A 16,406-nucleotide genomic window follows, 5' to 3' on the forward strand; every position below is an offset into this window, starting at 1 on the left:
ATGTCCATCGACTACCTGGACGGCAACGCGCTGGCGGGCCCGCTCGGCGAGCTGTTCGCGGTCGACGTGACCGCCGCGATCGGCACCTGCGCGGGCTGCGGCAACGCGGGCCCGGTGGCCGCCCTGCAGGTGTACGGCCCGGAGCCCGGCCTGGTCGCCCGCTGCCCCAGCTGCGAGGAGGTCGTGCTGCGCCTGGTCAGGACTCCGGACGCGGCCTGGCTCGACCTGCGCGGCGCGGTCTCGCTGCGCATCCCGATGCCGGAAACGCGCAGTTAATAGGGTTTACGGGGTATTCACCACAGCTTGCGCCAGGCGCAAGACCCGCATTGCTTGCGAATATGCCGGTATCTGACGATCTTTGCATGAGGTTCTCCCTGTTCTACCCTGTCGCCGTCGCCGGTGCCGCAGAGCTTGGGACCGGCCTGCTCGGCCTGGATCGGCAGCTTTACCAGACCACGATCAACGAACTTCGCGAGCAGGCGATCTGCGCCGACGAGTCCGGCTGGACCTCGCTCATGCTCGCCGAGCACCACTTCGAGGTGGAGGGCTACCAGGTCACCCCGAACCCGCTGCTGCTCAACGTCTACCTGGCCCAGCACACGACGCGGCTCCGCCACGGCCAGATGGGCCTGGTCCTGCCCAACTGGAACCCGCTCCGCCTGGCCGAGGACATCGCGATGGCGGACCACATGACCGGCGGGCGGCTGGACATCGGGCTGAGCCGCGGCTATCAGAATCGCTCGGTCGGCGTGCTCGGCCAGCACTACGGCGCCAACGTGGCCGGCAGCGGCAAGGCCGACGTCGAGGCTCGCAACCGCAGGGTCTTCGAGGAGTGGTTCGAGGTGCTGCGCCGCGCCTGGACCGAGGACCTGTGGTCGTACCAGGGGGAGTTCATCGAGATCCCGGTGCCCGGCCTGGAGTGGCCGCACCCCGTCTCGGCCCGGCTCGGCGCGGGGGTCGAGGACGGCGAGATCAGGCAGATCGCGGTGGTGCCCAAGCCGCTGCAGACCCCGCATCCGCCGCTGTTCACCACGCTCACCCAGAGCGCGGCCACGCTGGACTGGGCGGCCAAGGTGGGCAGCACCGTCGTCACCATCGCCACCGACCAGGACATGCTGCGCGGCATGATTCAGGGATACGCCGACCTCGCCACCGGATACGGCCGCCCCACCCTGCCCGGCGAGGGAGTGGCGATCTGCCGGGGGCTCGCGGTGGGCAGGACGCACGAGGAGGCGTGGGAGACCGCCCGGCAGGGTATGTCGATCACGGCCGACTGGCTCGGCGGGTTCGGGTTCTTCGAGGCCTGGCGGCTGCCCGGCCAGGAAGGCCCGGTGCCGCGCACGCTGGAGCAGATGGTGGCGGCCGGAGCCATGCTGGTGGGCACCCCGGACGAGGTGGGTGAGCAGGTGGAGCGACTCCGCGACGAGCTGGGCGTCCAGCACTTCGTGTTCATGGCGGCCGGCGGCGCGACCGAGCACGCCCGGATGCTGGACATGATCCAGCTGTTCGGCGAGCACGTGATCGCCGGCGTGCCGGTGTGAGCCCGTCGTTCGACGGCCACATCCGATCGGTGCGGCGCGGCCTCGCCGCCCTGGATCTGCTCGTGGCCGCGGCCCCGAACACCGTGCGGGTCGTCGACGTGGCCGAACACCTGGAAGTCGATCAGGGTACGGCGTCCCGCATGCTGGCCACCCTGGTCGAGTCGGGATACGCCAGCCGTACCCCGGATCGGCGGCTCACGGTCGGGCCGAGGTCGCTGCCGATGGCGACGCACTGGATCTCGCGGCTGCGGAACGCGGCGGCGGCGCCGATGGCCCGGGTGAGCCGGGCCACCGGCGAGATCGTGGTCCTCACCCAGCTGCTCGGGAGCCAGGACGTGCCGATCGCGTACCTGCCGGGCCGGGACGGGGACCGGGGGCTGACGGCCGGGTTCACCTCGACCTACCCGCTGTGGGCGACGGCCAGCGGGCGGGCGCTGCTGAGCCGGTTGCCGCCCGCGAGCCAGGCGCAGCTGCTGCCGCCGGAGCCGTACCCGCGGCTGACCCCGCGCACCACCAGCGACTGGCAGAGGCTGCGGGACACGATCAGGGAGGGTTCGAAACGGCGGGTGTACATCGAGCAGGACGAGGTGATCGCGGGGTACTGGTGCGCTTTCGTGCCGCTGGAGCGGTGCGTGGGCGGGGAGCTGCTGGCCATGGGAGTGGTCGTGCGGGGTGAGCTGTCGGGGCGGCAGCGGGCGCGCATCCTGAACACGCTCGCGGCCGAGACGCGGGATCTGGGGTTCGCGCTGACCGCGTGATCAGGCGGCGCTCCGGCGGAGCACCTCGGCCAGCGGCGTCGCCGGATGCCCGGTGATGTCGGGTACGGCGCTGCTGACCCCGGTCATCTCGCCATTCGCGATGGCGGTGTACGTGGACACCCAGGCGTCCACCAGCCAGCCGGGGGCGTTGTAGGAGGAACGCGACGCGTAGGCTTCCTCGATCGTTTCCTGCTGGTAGCGGACGGGATCGCCGGTGACCTCGGTGATGATCTCGCACATGTCCGCGAGGGTGAGGGCCTCGGGGCCGGTCAGGTCGTGGGTGAGGCCGGTGTGCGGGGCCGGATCGCGGAGCACGGCCGCGGTCACGTCGGCGATGTCGTCCTGGGCGACCACGGAGGCGCGGCCGGTTCCGGCGGGGCCGCGGATCACGCCGTCCGCGCCGACCATCATCGGGACGAAGTCGGCGTAGAGGTTGTCGCGGAGGAAGGTGTGCGGGAGGCCGGTGGTCTTGATGTGCTCCTCGGTGGCCCAGTGGTCGCGGGCCAGGGTGAACGTGGACGTGGGGCCCGCGCCGTAGAAGGAGATGTAGACGAGGTGGCCGATGCCGGCCTCGGCGGCGGCGTCCACGAAGGTGCGATGCTGGGCCAGGCGGCCGGCGTCCTCGGCGGCGGAGACCATCAGGACCGTGTCCGCGCCGGTCATCGCGATCCGGCAGGCGGTGTGGTCGCTGTATTCCGCGGTGGCCACCGTGGCGCCAGGTAGGTGCGGCGCTCTGGCCTGGTCGCGGACGAGCAGGCGTTGCGGCACTCCGGCGGCGGCCAGGCGGCGGGCCACCCGGCCGCCCAGCCGGCCGGTGGAACCCGTGACGACGATCAGCCCCATGGGGTCATCATGGCATCAGGGGGTGGTGAGCGAGTTCAGCGCGGTGCGGTATTCGTCGTCCACGTAGTAGTCGATGTGGCCGCGGATGGGGGAATCCGGAGGCGGGGAGACGGGGTCCCAGACGGCCTGGTCGATGTCGGTGGCGACCGGGCCGCCGATGGGGTCGGAGTTGCGGTAGAGGTTATTCCAGGGGGTGGCGTGCTGGACTTCGCGCAGGGTGGTCATGTCGAAGTAGGTGGGGAAGTAGCGGGCGTACAGGCGGCGCAGGGGGGAGCCGTGGGTGAGCAGGCGGGTGGACGGGCGGGCGGCGGGGTCCAGCTGGAGCACGACGGCGGCGGCGATCACGCTGCCCTGGCTGTGGCCGGAGAGGACCACCGTGTTGCCGTCGGCGATGAGGTGGTTGACGCGGGTGATGAGTTCGGGGATGACGCGTTCGCTGTAGCAGGGGGGTGCGAAGGGGTGGGTGGCCCGGGGCCAGAACGTGCTGATGTCCCAGAGCACGCCGACCGTGCGGCGCAGGCTGGGCAGGCGGTAGGCCGCGTATCCGACCACCATCAGGGCGATCACGAACACGATCAGGATGATCGCTCCGGCCAGGACCAGGGGAGGCGAGGGTTTCGTGGTCATCTGGGTGGTGAGGATCACGCCGACCAGGATGAGGGTGCCGATCGCGGTCAACGCGATGGTGGCGAACACGGCCTGCGCCCGGTCGGTGAGCGCGGCGGCGGCCCAGGCTTTACTCACGCGTTCGTGTTCGGGTTGCGGGTAGTGGGAGGAGATCAAGTCGTTTGTCTTGCGGGCGGTTCGGCGGTAGGTCAGCCAGAGCCATAGCGCGAGGGCGATGAGCATGAGAACCGCGATCGGGACCGCGTAGAGGGCCCACGCGAACGACTCCGGGAGCACGATCGCCTCCGGGACCTGGAATCGCGAGAACGCAGGCGTGCCCACCATTTCAGCGACGATGAACGCCGCGCCGATCGCCAGCGCCGCCGTGTAGGTCCAGGCGATGAGCATGGTGGCCGGCGCCGCGAGCCCCAGCAGCGCTCGCCCGTAGCGCTTGTCGCCCGAGGTGTCCTCATGACCCCGGGCGAGTATCGCCACACCGATCGCGACCACGACCATCAACGCGATCTGGGTCCAGAAAACACTCTCCACCATTGGATCGAAGCCCGGGAGCGCTCCAGGGGTCGCTTGCTTGCCGGGTCCGGACAGGGGGACGAGGAGAGCGGCCACATAAACGAGCAGTCCGGCCCAGCGGAGGCTCGTACAAAACGCAGTTAGGCGGCGCTCGCGCTCGGCCTCCGGGTCCTTTCGGGTTGCCGCTTGGGGTAACGCGACGGTTAGGACGATGGCGGCTCCGATGATGGCTTCCGCGGTCAGGAGCCAGGGGTGGGGGTCGGCGAGGGTCAAGGTGGTGGCGATCAAGGTGAAGCCGAAGCCGACGTGGAGGGAGCGGAGGCGGCCGACTGGGGGGCCGCCGTTCCACATGCGGCGGCGGGTGAGGAGGGGGCCGTTGGATGGAGGGGCGCCTTGGGGGACGGGGATTTGGTCGGTGTGTTTCCAGGTGCGGTTGCTGAGGAGCCACATGAGGGAGAGGGCCAGGGCGGGGATGAGGGAGGAGAGGGACAGGCGGAGGGAGATGTCGTTGGCGTTGAGGGTGCTGAGCCAGGAGAGGGGGCCGCCGAAGGGGGTGTGGGCGGATTGCCAGGCGAGGATGTTGAGGTAGACGCCGGTGAAGCCGAACAGGGCGGTGGCGGTCAGGGAGAGGGCGAAGAGGCGTTGCAGGGAGTCGATGGTTTTGCGGAGGGGCTTGCTGCGTTCCTTGCCGTCGATGATGCGGTGGGGGGTCATGAAGAAGGCGATGTTGACCAGGGCGAAGGGGAGGAGTAGTAGCCAGAGGGCGCGGGTTCTGGAGCCGGAGGTGAGGCCGCCCCAGACGTAGGCCTGGCGGATCCAGCCGGGGGTGGGCTGCGGGTCGGGGCGGTAGAAGCCGACGCCGCCGGAGACGCCGTCTTCGAGGAGCTTGCCGGGCTTATCGGAGCCGGGATAAAGGACAGACCCGGGGGAGGCCCCCGCGACGCCGTGGATGCGTAATTCGACCTTCATCGCGTGCCACTTCCTGCTCAGCCCCGATCTTGAAAAAACCTGGTGCCTCAGTGTCCGCGCCGGTCGCGGGTGGTCACAGTCTCCGTACAGTTCGTCCGCCGTACCCGCGTATGCTGGTGAACTTGACGTAACGATCAGTGGGAGCTCCAGCAGGGGGGCAGGGCAGGTGGGAAATCGGGTGGGTCTCGTGCGACACTCAGGGAAGGCCAGAAATCTGGTGAAATTGCTGCTTTGGAGCGAATATGCGCGTTGATCGGGCTGGAACCGATCTGCCCGACGTATCCGGCTTAGCCAACCAGCAGGCCGGTCCGACCATATTGCGTATCCTGGTCGGCGCGCACCTGCGCCGATTGCGCGAGGCCAGAGGCATCTCCCGGGAGAAGGCGGGCTACGCCATCCGCGGCTCGCACTCCAAGATCAGCCGCCTCGAGCTGGGTCGCAGCAGCTTCAAGCTCCGCGACATCGCCGACCTGCTCTCCCTGTACGGCATCCGCGACGAGGCCGAAAGATCCGCCCTCCTCGCCCTGGCCGAACAGAGCAACGAGCCCGGCTGGTGGGACGAGTTCAAGGACGTCACGCCCGAATGGTTCGAGCCCTTCCTCGGCCTGGAGCAGGGCGCGGCCGTGATCCGCGGCTACGACGTGCAGTTCGTGCCCGGCCTGCTGCAGACCGAGCAGTACGCCACGTCGGTCATCAGGCTCGGCCACCCCGACCTGCCCACGGCCCAGGTCGAGCGCCGGGTCACCCTGCGCATGCGCCGCCAGGAGATCCTGGAGCGGCACGACCCGCCCCGGCTCTGGATGATCGTGGACGAGGGCGCCCTGCGCCGCCAGATCGGCGACCCCGCCACCATGCGCGGCCAGCTCAAGCACCTGACCACGATGGCCAGGCGGCCGCGGGTCACCCTCCAGGTGATGCCGTTCTCGGCCGGTCACCCGCTGGGCGGCGGCCCGGTCACCCTGCTCAGGTTCGCGGAGGACGAGCTGGACGATGTCGTCTATCTCGAACAGCTCGCCCACGCGATCTACGTCACCAAGGCCGCGGAGCTGGCGCCGTACTGGCACTTCATGAACCAGCTCGGGGTGCGCGCCCTGCCTCCGGACGACTCCGTCGAGATGATCGAACGGATCATGGCGGAGGAGTAAAGGCTTATTTGCGCCCGACCCCGCAGAGCCCGTCGACCTCGGCCGGCGGGCCGAAGGGGTCGGGGTCGGGCCGCCACAGCGTGATCGACACGATGCCCGGGTCCACCAGTTCCAGGCCGTGGAAGAAGCCCGCCATCCGCTCCCGGTCGCGCAGCGTGTACGGCGGCATGGCCGCGCTCGCGTTGAGACTCTCCTGGGCCTCGTCGAGCGCCGGTCCTGTGACCACGTTGGAACCGTCCCACATGGCCAGGTAGCTGCCCCGGGGGAGCGGGTCGAGCAGGCGCTTGACGATGCCGTAGGGGTCCTCGCTCTCCTGCACGTAGCCGAGGATGCCCATCAGCATGAGCGCCACCGGCCGGTCGAAGTCGAGCGTGCCCGCGGCGGCTTCGAGGATCCGGTCGGGGTCGCGCAGGTCGGCGTCGATGTAGTGGGTGGCGCCTTCGGGGGTGCCCACCAGCAGGGCCCGGGCGTGCGCGAGCACCAGCGGGTCGTTGTCCACGTACACCACGCGCGCCGTCGGATCCACCCGCTGCGCGAGCGTGTGGGTGTTGTCGACGGTCGGCAGCCCGGTCCCGATGTCCAGGAACTGCCGGACCCCCGCCTCGCCGGCCAGATAGCCCACCATGCGCGCCAGCAGGTGCCGGGAGAGCCGGGCGATGGCCACGATGTCGGGGAACGCCTCCCGGAACTGGTCACCGGCCTCGCGGTCCACCGGGTAGTGGTCCTTCCCGCCCAGCCAGTAATTCCACATTCGAGCCGAATGCGGCACCGAAGTGTCGATCTGGGGATCGAACTCTAATTCGTCAGCCACGCGAGACTTCTCCTACGTTGTCGCATCTGTCGGTAGCGACAAACCTAGTGGCCGCGAGCCGCGACATGCCGGGAAAAACGGGCGCCCAGCCGGGTGCCCGTTTCTCCGGTCAGACGACGGTGACGCTGTACGTCGCCCCCGCCACGGTCGGGAAGGTGATCACATCATTGGCCACGGTGTGGCTCACCGTGCCGGTGCCCACCCGGGTGACCAGGACGGTCCGCCCCGGCCACGGGTTGGCCAGCCGGACCTGCTTGCCCGTCCCGCTGGTGATGTCCACGTAGCCGACCTGCCCGCCGGAACGGGCGCTGGACACCACGAACGCGTTCTTGGCCCGCAGCTTCACGAACGAGCCGTTCTTCCCGGACGGCCAGACCGGGAACACCCGCATGACGCCGCCGTCGGTCTGCAGCAGCATGCTGTTGACGGCCTCGATCGCGCCCGCCTTCTCCAGGCCGTGGTTGCCGTCGTACACCCGGCCGTTCTGCATGAGCTTGGTGTTCAGCTGGCCTTTGAGCTTGTCGATCAGGCTCTGGGCCGGGTAGCCGACCCTGGCGGCCTGGGTGAAGACCTTCGGGAAGCTGTTCTCCTGGCCCCAGGAGTTCATCTGGTCCAGGCTGGTGATCGCCACCTGCCGGTCGGCGGCCGGGCTGCTGAGGCCGAGCACCTCGCCCGGGTGGATGAACTCCAGGTTGACGGTGTTGTCGCCGGGGCGGAAGACCCGGGTGTCGCCGCCGGTCATCGTGCCGGGGTCGGCCAGGGCGTACACGGTCTGGCCGTTCTGGGTGGTGCGCGGGATGGGCGGCAGCGCGTTGATGATGTTCTGCCAGGTGGTGCGGTCGGCGGCGTAGAAGATCAGGATCGGGAGGGTGGCCAGGAACATGAAGGCGAACAGGTCGCCGAAGTCGGATTCGTACTGGCCGATGGCCCGGTAGACGCCGACCGTCACCGTGGTGCCGCTGTCCGGGCCCAGCACGATCAGCGGGGTCAGGAAGTCGTTCCAGATCCACACCCCGAGGAAGATCAGCACACTGGCCGAGGCGGGGCGCAGCAGCGGGAAGACGACCTGCCAGAACACCCGGAACCTGCTCGCGCCGTCCAGCTCGGCCGCCTCCTCCAGCTCGCGCGGCACGCCCTTGACGAACCCCATGAACAGCAGCACGCCGAACGGCACGTAGTAGCCGACGTTCACCAGCACCAGGCCCTGCAACGTCGCCATCAGGTCGAACGCCTTCAGCACCGACGTCACCGGGGACAGGATCACCGGAATCGGGATCATCAGCCCGCACAGACGCCCGCGACCAGCGCGAGCATCACCGCGGCCAGCGCCGAGGAGTAGCCGATCCGGTTGCCGACGAAGGCCTCCTTCACGACCTGGAAGGCCATGGTGGCGGTGGCCCCGGTGCCAGGACCGCCGTTGGTGATCACCTGGATCTGGTCGTACGCCTTGAAGCCGGTGATCAGCAGCATCACGGTGTTGATGGTCAGCGCCGGGGCCAGCATCGGCCAGGTCACGTTCCTGAACCGGGCCAGGCCGCCCGCGCCGTCGATGGCCGCCGCCTCTTGAAGCTCCCGCGGCACGCCCTGCAACCCGGCCAGGTAGACCACCACACAGAAGCCGAGCATCTGCCAGGTGATGATCCACGCGATGGAGTACAGCGCCAGCTCGGGATCCGACAGCCAGCCGGGCGGGTTCTCCACGCCCAGGCCGCGCAGCGCCGAGTTGAGCAGCCCGTCGTCGGTGAGCACGGCCCGCCAGATGACGCTGATCACCACCGAGCTGAGCACCACCGGGGTGAAGAACACCCCGCGCAGGGCCAGGTAGAGCTTGGACGGCCGGTCCAGCAACATCGCGATCAGCAGCCCGCCCACGTTCGCCAGCACGGTCACGATGAGCGTGATGATCACCGTGTTGGTGAGCGCCTGCAGGAACTCCGGGTCGCTCGCGAGCGTGACGTAGTTCCGGAACCCGACGAACTCGGTCGGCGGATTGAACGGGTTGCGGTTGGTGAAGCTGTAGTAGCCCGTCATCAGGATGGGCAGCAGGACGAACAGTCCGTACGCCACCAGACCCGGCAGGGCGAACAGGGCGAACCGCCCCAGCTTCGGCGTCAGCCGGGCTCGGGCCGATCGCCGAGCCCGGGATGTGCGCGGCGGCGTGGCGAGCGCGGGCCCGCCACGAACCGCGTGCTTGGTGTCAGCCATCTACTGGGTTGCCTTGGCGTACTGCTCGTCGAGGTAGGCCGCGAACTCCTCGGCCGTCTTCTTACCGGTGATCAGGTCCTGCACCGCCAGCGCCGTGGCGTCGGCCAGACCCGGCGGCAGCGAGGCGTCACCCGCCTCCTGGGAGAAGGCGTTGACGATCGACCCGTCCTTCATGCCCTGGTCGTAGATCGCGACGGTCGCCTGGTAGACCGGGCCCATGTCGGTCGGCGGGACATAGCCCTTGATCGCCGGGATCGACCCGTCGGCCTTGACGAAGGCGTCGTTGTTCTCCTCGTCCTCGTCGAACGCCAGCGCCCACTTCTTGGCCAGCTCGACGTTCTTCGCCGAGGAGCTGACCAGGGTGCCGCCGCCGGTGAAGGTCGGGGTGACCGGGGAGCCGTCGTCGGACGGCCACGGGAACGCGCCGATCTCGAAGCCCGGCTTGTTGTTGTCGGCCGAAGTCGCGAACCACGAGCCCATCGGATACATGGCGCCCTTGCCGTCCCGGAAGGCCTGCTCGCCGTCGGCGTAGGACCGGCTCAGCCCGGCCTTGTCGATGTAGCCGTTCTTGGCCAGGTCGGCGATCTTGCCCGCCGCCTTCACGAAGTCGGGGTCGCTGAACTTGACCGCGCCGGTGCGCCGCTGGACCAGCCAGTCCGGCGTCTTCTTGTAGACGTCGGTGGCCACCGTACCGGTCAGCGGATACATGTCCGCCCAGGTGTCCGCGCCGCCGCCGCTGACGATCATCGCCGTGAACCCGGCCTTCTTCAGCTTGGCCGACGCGTCCAGAAGCTCCGGGTACGTCGCGGGAGTCGCGGTGATACCCGCTTTGGAGAACTGGTCCTTGTTGTAGTAGACAACCGGGATGACCTGCGTGTTGTACGGCAGCTGGTACACCTTGCCGTCGATCGCCCCCGCCGCCGGCGCGGTGAAGTTGGCCAGCTCCTCCGGCGTGAACGGAGCGAGCTTGCCCGCCTCGGCGAACCCGGCCGGGTTGACCGACTGCAGGATGTCCGGCAGGTTCCCGGCGGCGTCGAGCTGCTTGGCGTACGCGGTCCGGTCCACGTTCGGCGTGACCAGCTTCTTGATCTTCACCCCCGGCACCTTGGCGGTGGCCCGGGCGATGGCGGCGTCCCAGAACGCCGCGTTCAGGTTGGGCGTCTCGAACACCAGGAAGGACAGCTCGACCTCGGCCGCCGCCCCGCTGGCGGCGGGCGCGCCGGACGGCTCCTGCGTACCCATTCCGCAACCCGCGGCCACCAGCATGCTGGTCACCGTTAATGCTATCGATCTGCGCACAAAAGTGGATCTGCGCACTGCACAGCCCTCCTTGCTCCAGTTCGGCTCCCCGGAGCCGGGGTGAGATAACGTTATCCCGAAAGGTAGAGTGTTACTGCGAGGTTTCAAAGAGCGAGGACGGCAACGAATTGGTCACATCCCCCGGATGGCCAAGAACGGCGATCATGAGAATGATGGGCACATGCACGGTGAGGTGAACAAGCGCGGCAGGACCCGGCGGCCGACGATGGTCGACGTGGCCCGGGAGGCGGGCGTGGCCCTGCGCACGGTCTCGCGGGTGGTCAACGACGACGCGACGGTCGGCTCCGAGCTGGCCAAACGTGTGCACGACGCGATCGCCGCGCTCGACTACCGGCCGGACGAGCGGGCCCGGCACCTGCGCCTGGGCGTGACCGGCACGCTCGGCGCGGCCGTGCGCCAGCTCTCCCACGTCAACCCGGTGCTGCGCGCGGTCGAGCGGGCGGCCCGGGCGGCCGACCTGATGGTGCTGGCCGCCTCCACCGAGGACGACGAGCGGCTGGAACGCCGGGTGGTCGAGTCGATGTGCCGCCGCCGCTTCGACGGGATCGTGCTGGAGCCGATCGGCGCCGACCACGGCTACCTGCTGCCGGAACTGGCCGCCGGGCTCTGCCTGGTCGCCGTGGACCGGCCGGTGCTCGGCCTGGACGTGGACTGCGTGATCTCCGACAACGTGGCGGGCATCCAGGCGGCGTACGCGCACCTGGCCGCGCACGGCCACCGCCGGATCGCCTACGTCGGCGACGACGAGCGCATCTTCACCGCCCAGGAACGTGCCACCGCGTTCCGCGCCTGCGCCGCCGAGGCCGGAGCGGCCCTGGAGGGCATGGTCCACACCGGCCCGATCGAACCGGCCAGGATCGTGCACGCCCTGGCCACCGCACTCGAGGGTCCCGATCCGGCGACCGCGATCATCACGGGTAACGCCACGATCAGCGTCGAGGTGGTCCGCAGCCTCGGCGACAGGAGGGTGGCCATCGTCGGGTTCGACGATTCCGAGCTGGCCACCTTGTTACGACCCGACCTGACCGTGGTGGCCCAGGACGACCAGGCCATCGGCTCCACCGCCATCGACCTGCTCAGAGCCCGCATCGCCGACCACAACCGCCCGGTCCACCGCGTCACGGTCCCGGTGGAGCTGCTCGCCCGGGGTTCGGGCGAGCAGCCCCCGTGATCAGGTACCCGACGCGCAGACCGCCCCGTTCCTGGGCGCCTTCCCCGTCAGCAGGTACGCGCTGACCTGGCCGTTCACGCACCTGGACTGGAAGAAGGCGGTGTGCCCGTCCCCGTCGAAGGTGAGCAGCACCCCGGACTCGAACTGCCGCGCCAGCGCCTTGGCCTGCTCGTACGGCGTGGCCGAGTCGCGTACCGTGCCCACCACCAGGATGGGCGCCGAGCCCTTGGCCGGGAGCGACTGGGGCACCGGGGACGGCTTGGCCGGCCACTCCGCGCACTCGTCGGCGGTGTCGTCCCCGTCGGAGAAGTAGTCGCCGAAGAGCTCCGGCTTCCCGCCTTTCCCGGCGTTTCCGGAGGAGGCGACCGGCGTGCCCCGCAGCCGGTCGGCGCAGTTGACCGCGCGGAACGCGTCGTCGATGTTGCTGTACGTTCCGTCCGGTCCCCGCTCGTGGTAGGAGTCGGCCAGTGCCTGGAGTGCCGTGCCGTCGCCGCCGAATCCCCCGGCCAGTGCCACCCGCAGGTCCGGCCAGCTGCCGGAGTCGTACAGGGCGGCCATGATGCCGGTCAGAACCACCGGCTCGGTCACCTTCCTGCCGTCCGTCGTGGCGGGGAGCGCTTTGCGGTCGGCCCGCTTCAGCAGTTTTCTGGTCTCGGTGAACGCCTTGGCCACGGTACGCCCCTTGAACGGGCAGTTCGCGGCCTTGAAGCAGTCCGTCACGAAGGCGGTGTAGGCCACGTCGAAGCCCTTGCCCTGGCCCGCGGCCGCCTCGTTGCCGGTGAGCGCCGGGTCCATCGCGCCGTCCAGGGTCATCGCCCTGACCCGCTTGGGGAACAGGTCGGCGTAGACCGCGCCCAGGTAGGTGCCGTAGGAGAAGCCCAGGTAGGTCATCCGCTCGTCGCCGAGCGCGGCCCGCAGCACGTCCATGTCCCTGGCCGCGTTGAGCGTGCCCACATGCGGCAGCAGGCGGCCGGAGTTGCGCGCGCACGCCTTCAGGTAATCGCGGTCCGCCGCGTCCAGCGCCCGCTCCTCGGCCTTGGTCTCGGGGGTGTCGTCCACGGCGAAGTAGGCGTCCTGCTCCGGGCCGGTCAGGCAGCGCACCGGCGCCGATTCGCCCACCCCGCGCGGGTCGAAACTGACCAGGTCGAACTGGGCCCGCAACGCCGGGCTGAAGGCGCCCTTGCCGCCGCGCAGGAACTCGAGCCCCGACCCGCCCGGGCCGCCGGGGTTGGTGACCAGGGAGCCGATGCGTTCGCCGCCGCCGGCCGGCAGCCGGATCACCGAAAGCTGGATGGTCTCCCCACCGGCGTCGCGGTAGTCCAGCGGCACGGTCAGCCTCGCGCACTGGAAACCATCGTCACAGCCGGTCCAGCTGAGCCGCTGGGTGTAGAACCTGCCCAGATCGGGCTTCCCGGTTGCGGGCTGGTTGGCCCGGGCCGGCGACGCGAAGGTCGTGGCGAGCAGGCCCACGCCCAGCATCGTGATAAGTCGGGATGCGCGTCCCATATCCGTGTCCTTCAGGGTTGATTCGAATAGCAGGCTCAACCCGAATCAGCGCATCCCGCGCTTGCGGGGTTCTTGGGGTCGCTATTCCTTGATCGCTCCCACGAGGCCATTGGAGCGCTGGAGGAACGGGACGCGGCCATGACCTCGATGTGGCGGGGGACCTGGCTGGGGATCAGGGATTCCTGGGCGGTAGCACGCGGGGTCGTTGACGGACACCCGGGTCAGGACGCACTCGTTCCAGGTCGGCACGGCGGTCAGGACCGCGATGGTGCTGTGCGCTGGGCGAGCCAGCGGCAAGTATACCGACGCGGAAGATGCCACGACCCGGCGCCAAATGATCTTCCACAGGACGCGTGGCCGCTCGCCCGGAGTTCGGGCGAGCAGCCACGTGATCAGACCTGCGCCTCCTGCTTGCAGACGAACCCCTTCTTGGGCGTCTCCAGGGTGATCAGGTACTTGTCGATGACGTCGGAGGAGCAGAAGGAGTTGCCGTAGGCGGTGTGCCCGTCGTCGTCGTTGGTGAGCAGCACACCGGAGGTCAGGTGCTTGGCCAGGGCCACCGCCTCGCGGTACGGCGTGGCCGGGTCCCGGGTCGTGCCCACCACCAGGATGGGCGGCGCGCCCTTGGCCCGCATCGACCGGGGGACCGGGGTGACCTTGGCGGGCCACAGCGAGCACTCGTCGAACTTGTTCCGCTTCGGGCGCGGGTTGTCCAGGCAGTTGATGGCCCGGAACGCCGGGTCCGCGTTGGTGTAGGTGCCGTCGGCGGCGCGCTGGAAGTAGATGTCGGAGAACTGGATCAGGCCGGTGCCGTCGCCCCGGAACGCCTGGGTCAGCGCCACCCGCAACTGCGGCCAGGTGAACTTGCTGTACAGCGCCGACCGCCAGCCCCACAGCGCGACGTTCATGGTGACCTTGCGGTCATCGATGGTGGTGGAGAACGGGGTCTTGTCGGCTTTGAGGAACATCGCGTTGGTGCGCTTCGCCGCCTTCAGGAGGTCGGCGTCGGTGCCGCGGCCCTTGAACGGGCAGTCCTTCCGCTTGAAGCAGTCCTTCAGGAAGGACGCGTAGGCTTCCGCGAATCCGTTGCTCTGGCCGGTGTTCTGCTCGGTCTGGGACTTCGTCGGATCCATCGCCCCGTCCAGGACCAGCGCGCGGATCCGGGTCGGGAACAGGTGGGCGTAGACGGTGCCCAGGTAGGTGCCGTAGGAGAAGCCGAGGTAGCTCATCTTGGGGTCGCCGAGGGCGGCCCGCAGGATGTCCATGTCCCTGGCGGCGTTCATGGTGCCGATGTGGCCGATCAGCTTCGGCGACCGCGTCCGGCAGGCCTGGGCGAAGCGCTGGGCGGTGTTCTCGAGGAACCTGATCTCCGCCTTGGTCTCGGGGGTGATGTCCATCGCGATCTCGGCGTCGCGCTCCTTGTCGGTCAGGCAGTCGAGGCGCGTGGACAGGTTCACGCCACGCGGGTCGAAGCCGATCACGTCGAAGTTCTGCCGGAGCCGCTGGAACAGCGGGGCGCTCCCGAAGACGAACTCCACTCCGGAGCGGCCGGGGCCGCCGGGGTTGGTCAGCAGCGATCCGATCTTCTCGCCTGTGGACGGCAGGCGCAGGACGGCGATCTTGATCTGGTCGGCCTCGGGCTTGGCGTAGTCGAGCGGGACCGTCAGCTGGGCGCACTGGACGCCCTTCTCGCAGTCGGTCCAGATCAGCTGCTGGGTGTAGTAGCCCTCCAGACCGGGCGGGGCCGGTGGCATCTCCTCGTCGCCGCGGCCCGGCTGGTCGCCGGTGTCGCCCGTGGACGGCGTGCCGTCGTCGTAGGTGGGCGGGACGTCGGCCAGCGCTGCCTGGGTGGGGAGAACGAGTGCTGTGGCCAGGATTGCGACAGCCAACGTCGTTGTGGTTCGGGCGGCGCGTCCCATAGGTGTCTTCCTTGCTCATGCGGCCGTTCTCGGGTTCCCCGGTATTGCCGCATTTGCGAGTAGACGCCCGCTTGCAAGGTGCTATCAGCCCTTGATCGCCCCCAGCAGGCCGTTCACGAAATACCTTTGAAGGAACAGGAACAGGGCGATCACGGGCAGCACGATGATCAGCGAGGCCGCCATCACCTCGTTGTAGCGCGGCACCTGGCTGGAGATCAGCGACTGCAGGCCGAGCGGCAGCGTGTAGAGCGACGGGTCGTTGATCGACACCCGGGTCAGCACGTACTCGTTCCAGGTCGGCACCGCGGTCAGCACCGCGATCGTGATGTGCGCGGGCCGCGCCAGCGGCAGATACACCGACCAGAAGATCCGCGCCTCCCGCGCGCCGTCGGCCCGCGCGGCCTCCCGCAGCTCCTTCGGAATCGACCGGTACGCCCCCGTGAGCAGCAACACGGTCAGCGGCGCCGTCCCGTTCACGAACGGCAGCACCAGCCCGAGGTGCGACCCCAGGATGCCGAGGTTCTTCTCCAGGATCACCACCGGCAGCAGCATCGTGATCCCGGGCACGAACAGCAGCGACACGAAGAACCAGAACAGGGCCCGCCGCCCGGGGAAGTCGAGCACCGCGAACGCGTACGACGCCAGCGAGTACACCACCAGCACCCCGAGTACGGTCAGCCCGGTCACCACCAGGCTGTTGCGGAAGTACTCCACGAAGTGCAGCTGGTTCCAGGTGGTGACCAGGGTCTCCCAGGTCGGCAGCCGGGGGATGAGATGCCCGCCCTCCTGCACTCCTCCCGCCCACCGTGGTCAGGGCAGCCCTCATCAGCCGGAGTCCTGTGCTGCTCGGCCACGTGAGGGGCGATCATTCTCAATCGATGACGACCCGGGTCATCAGACCGGCTTCCCTGGTGGTCGGCAGCAGCTGGTTCAGTCGATGCGCGCCGACGTCCCCGGACAGGCGGGAGAGTAGTCCGGACGCGCACACCTCGCGGTCTTCGTGCCCGCGTATACCTCCAGCACGTCGGGCAGGTCGCCAGCCGGGCGAGGCTCTGCACCTTGGCTATGAACACGTCGGCCA

At 69.2% G+C, this 16,406-nt stretch carries 14 protein-coding genes; 5 read left to right on the forward strand and 9 right to left on the reverse strand.

All coding sequences use genetic code 11. The features are described from left to right. The 3 genes from ABGB08_RS35195 (at position 1) to ABGB08_RS35205 (ending at position 2,299) form a co-directional block, all read left to right on the forward strand. Positions 1-276 (forward strand): DUF6510 family protein, encoded by a 276-nt coding sequence (locus ABGB08_RS35195; RefSeq protein ID WP_347599515.1) that lies wholly within the window; start codon positions 1-3, stop codon positions 274-276. An 86-nt stretch (positions 277-362) separates the two neighbouring features. Continuing rightward, the gene (locus ABGB08_RS35200) at positions 363-1,541 is read left to right on the forward strand and encodes an LLM class flavin-dependent oxidoreductase (RefSeq protein ID WP_347599518.1); all 1,179 of its coding nucleotides are present in this window, start codon (positions 363-365) and stop codon (positions 1,539-1,541) included. Continuing rightward, positions 1,538-2,299 carry a helix-turn-helix domain-containing protein gene (locus ABGB08_RS35205; protein ID WP_347599521.1) on the forward strand — a complete coding sequence of 254 codons (762 nt, stop codon included), beginning with the start codon at positions 1,538-1,540 and terminating at the stop codon, positions 2,297-2,299. The genes ABGB08_RS35200 and ABGB08_RS35205 overlap by 4 nt, the downstream gene beginning before the upstream one ends. Here ABGB08_RS35205 and ABGB08_RS35210 read toward each other — a convergent pair whose 3' ends face one another. Beyond that, the gene (locus ABGB08_RS35210) at positions 2,300-3,142 is read right to left on the reverse strand and encodes an SDR family oxidoreductase (protein WP_347599528.1); all 843 of its coding nucleotides are present in this window, start codon (positions 3,140-3,142) and stop codon (positions 2,300-2,302) included. A gap of 15 nt (positions 3,143-3,157) precedes the next feature. Then, the gene (locus tag ABGB08_RS35215; RefSeq protein WP_347599531.1) at positions 3,158-5,248 is read right to left on the reverse strand and encodes a hypothetical protein; all 2,091 of its coding nucleotides are present in this window, start codon (positions 5,246-5,248) and stop codon (positions 3,158-3,160) included. Positions 5,249-5,490: 242 nt separating this feature from the next. Between ABGB08_RS35215 and ABGB08_RS35220 the strand changes: the two genes are divergently transcribed. Beyond that, a complete protein-coding gene (locus ABGB08_RS35220) occupies positions 5,491-6,393 on the forward strand; it encodes a helix-turn-helix transcriptional regulator (RefSeq protein WP_347599534.1) in 903 nt (300 codons plus the stop codon). 4 nt (positions 6,394-6,397) lie between these two features. Here the strand turns inward: ABGB08_RS35220 and ABGB08_RS35225 are convergent, their stop codons facing one another. The 4 genes from ABGB08_RS35225 to ABGB08_RS35240 form a co-directional block, all read right to left on the reverse strand. Next, complete coding sequence (locus tag ABGB08_RS35225) at positions 6,398-7,204, reverse strand: SAM-dependent methyltransferase (RefSeq protein WP_347599537.1); 807 nt, start codon at positions 7,202-7,204, stop codon at positions 6,398-6,400. A gap of 109 nt (positions 7,205-7,313) precedes the next feature. Continuing rightward, positions 7,314-8,453, reverse strand: a complete 1,140-nt coding sequence (locus ABGB08_RS35230) for a carbohydrate ABC transporter permease (RefSeq protein WP_347599540.1) — start codon at positions 8,451-8,453, stop codon at positions 7,314-7,316. Between the two features lie 29 nt (positions 8,454-8,482). After that, positions 8,483-9,409, reverse strand: coding sequence for a sugar ABC transporter permease (locus ABGB08_RS35235; protein WP_347599543.1), 927 nt, complete (start codon positions 9,407-9,409; stop codon positions 8,483-8,485). After that, complete coding sequence (locus ABGB08_RS35240; protein ID WP_347599637.1) at positions 9,410-10,675, reverse strand: extracellular solute-binding protein; 1,266 nt, start codon at positions 10,673-10,675, stop codon at positions 9,410-9,412. 214 nt (positions 10,676-10,889) lie between these two features. Here ABGB08_RS35240 and ABGB08_RS35245 point away from each other — a divergent pair, with 214 nt between their 5' ends. Next, positions 10,890-11,900: a LacI family DNA-binding transcriptional regulator gene (locus tag ABGB08_RS35245; protein ID WP_347599546.1), complete on the forward strand. Its 1,011-nt coding sequence runs from the start codon at positions 10,890-10,892 to the stop codon at positions 11,898-11,900. On the opposite strand, the gene ABGB08_RS35250 is transcribed toward ABGB08_RS35245, so the two are convergent. From ABGB08_RS35250 to ABGB08_RS35260, 3 genes are all read right to left on the reverse strand, one after another. Further along, positions 11,901-13,406 (reverse strand): alpha/beta hydrolase, encoded by a 1,506-nt coding sequence (locus tag ABGB08_RS35250; RefSeq protein WP_347599549.1) that lies wholly within the window; start codon positions 13,404-13,406, stop codon positions 11,901-11,903. A 392-nt stretch (positions 13,407-13,798) separates the two neighbouring features. Further along, on the reverse strand, positions 13,799-15,295 hold the full coding sequence (locus ABGB08_RS35255) for an alpha/beta hydrolase (protein ID WP_347599552.1): 1,497 nt from the start codon (positions 15,293-15,295) through the stop codon (positions 13,799-13,801). 114 nt (positions 15,296-15,409) lie between these two features. After that, positions 15,410-16,117, reverse strand: coding sequence for a carbohydrate ABC transporter permease (locus ABGB08_RS35260; protein WP_347599555.1), 708 nt, complete (start codon positions 16,115-16,117; stop codon positions 15,410-15,412). Positions 16,118-16,406 lie beyond the last annotated feature (289 nt).

Source organism: Acrocarpospora sp. B8E8, assembly GCF_039871605.1.
Taxonomy (GTDB): Bacteria; Actinomycetota; Actinomycetes; order Streptosporangiales; family Streptosporangiaceae; genus Acrocarpospora; species Acrocarpospora macrocephala.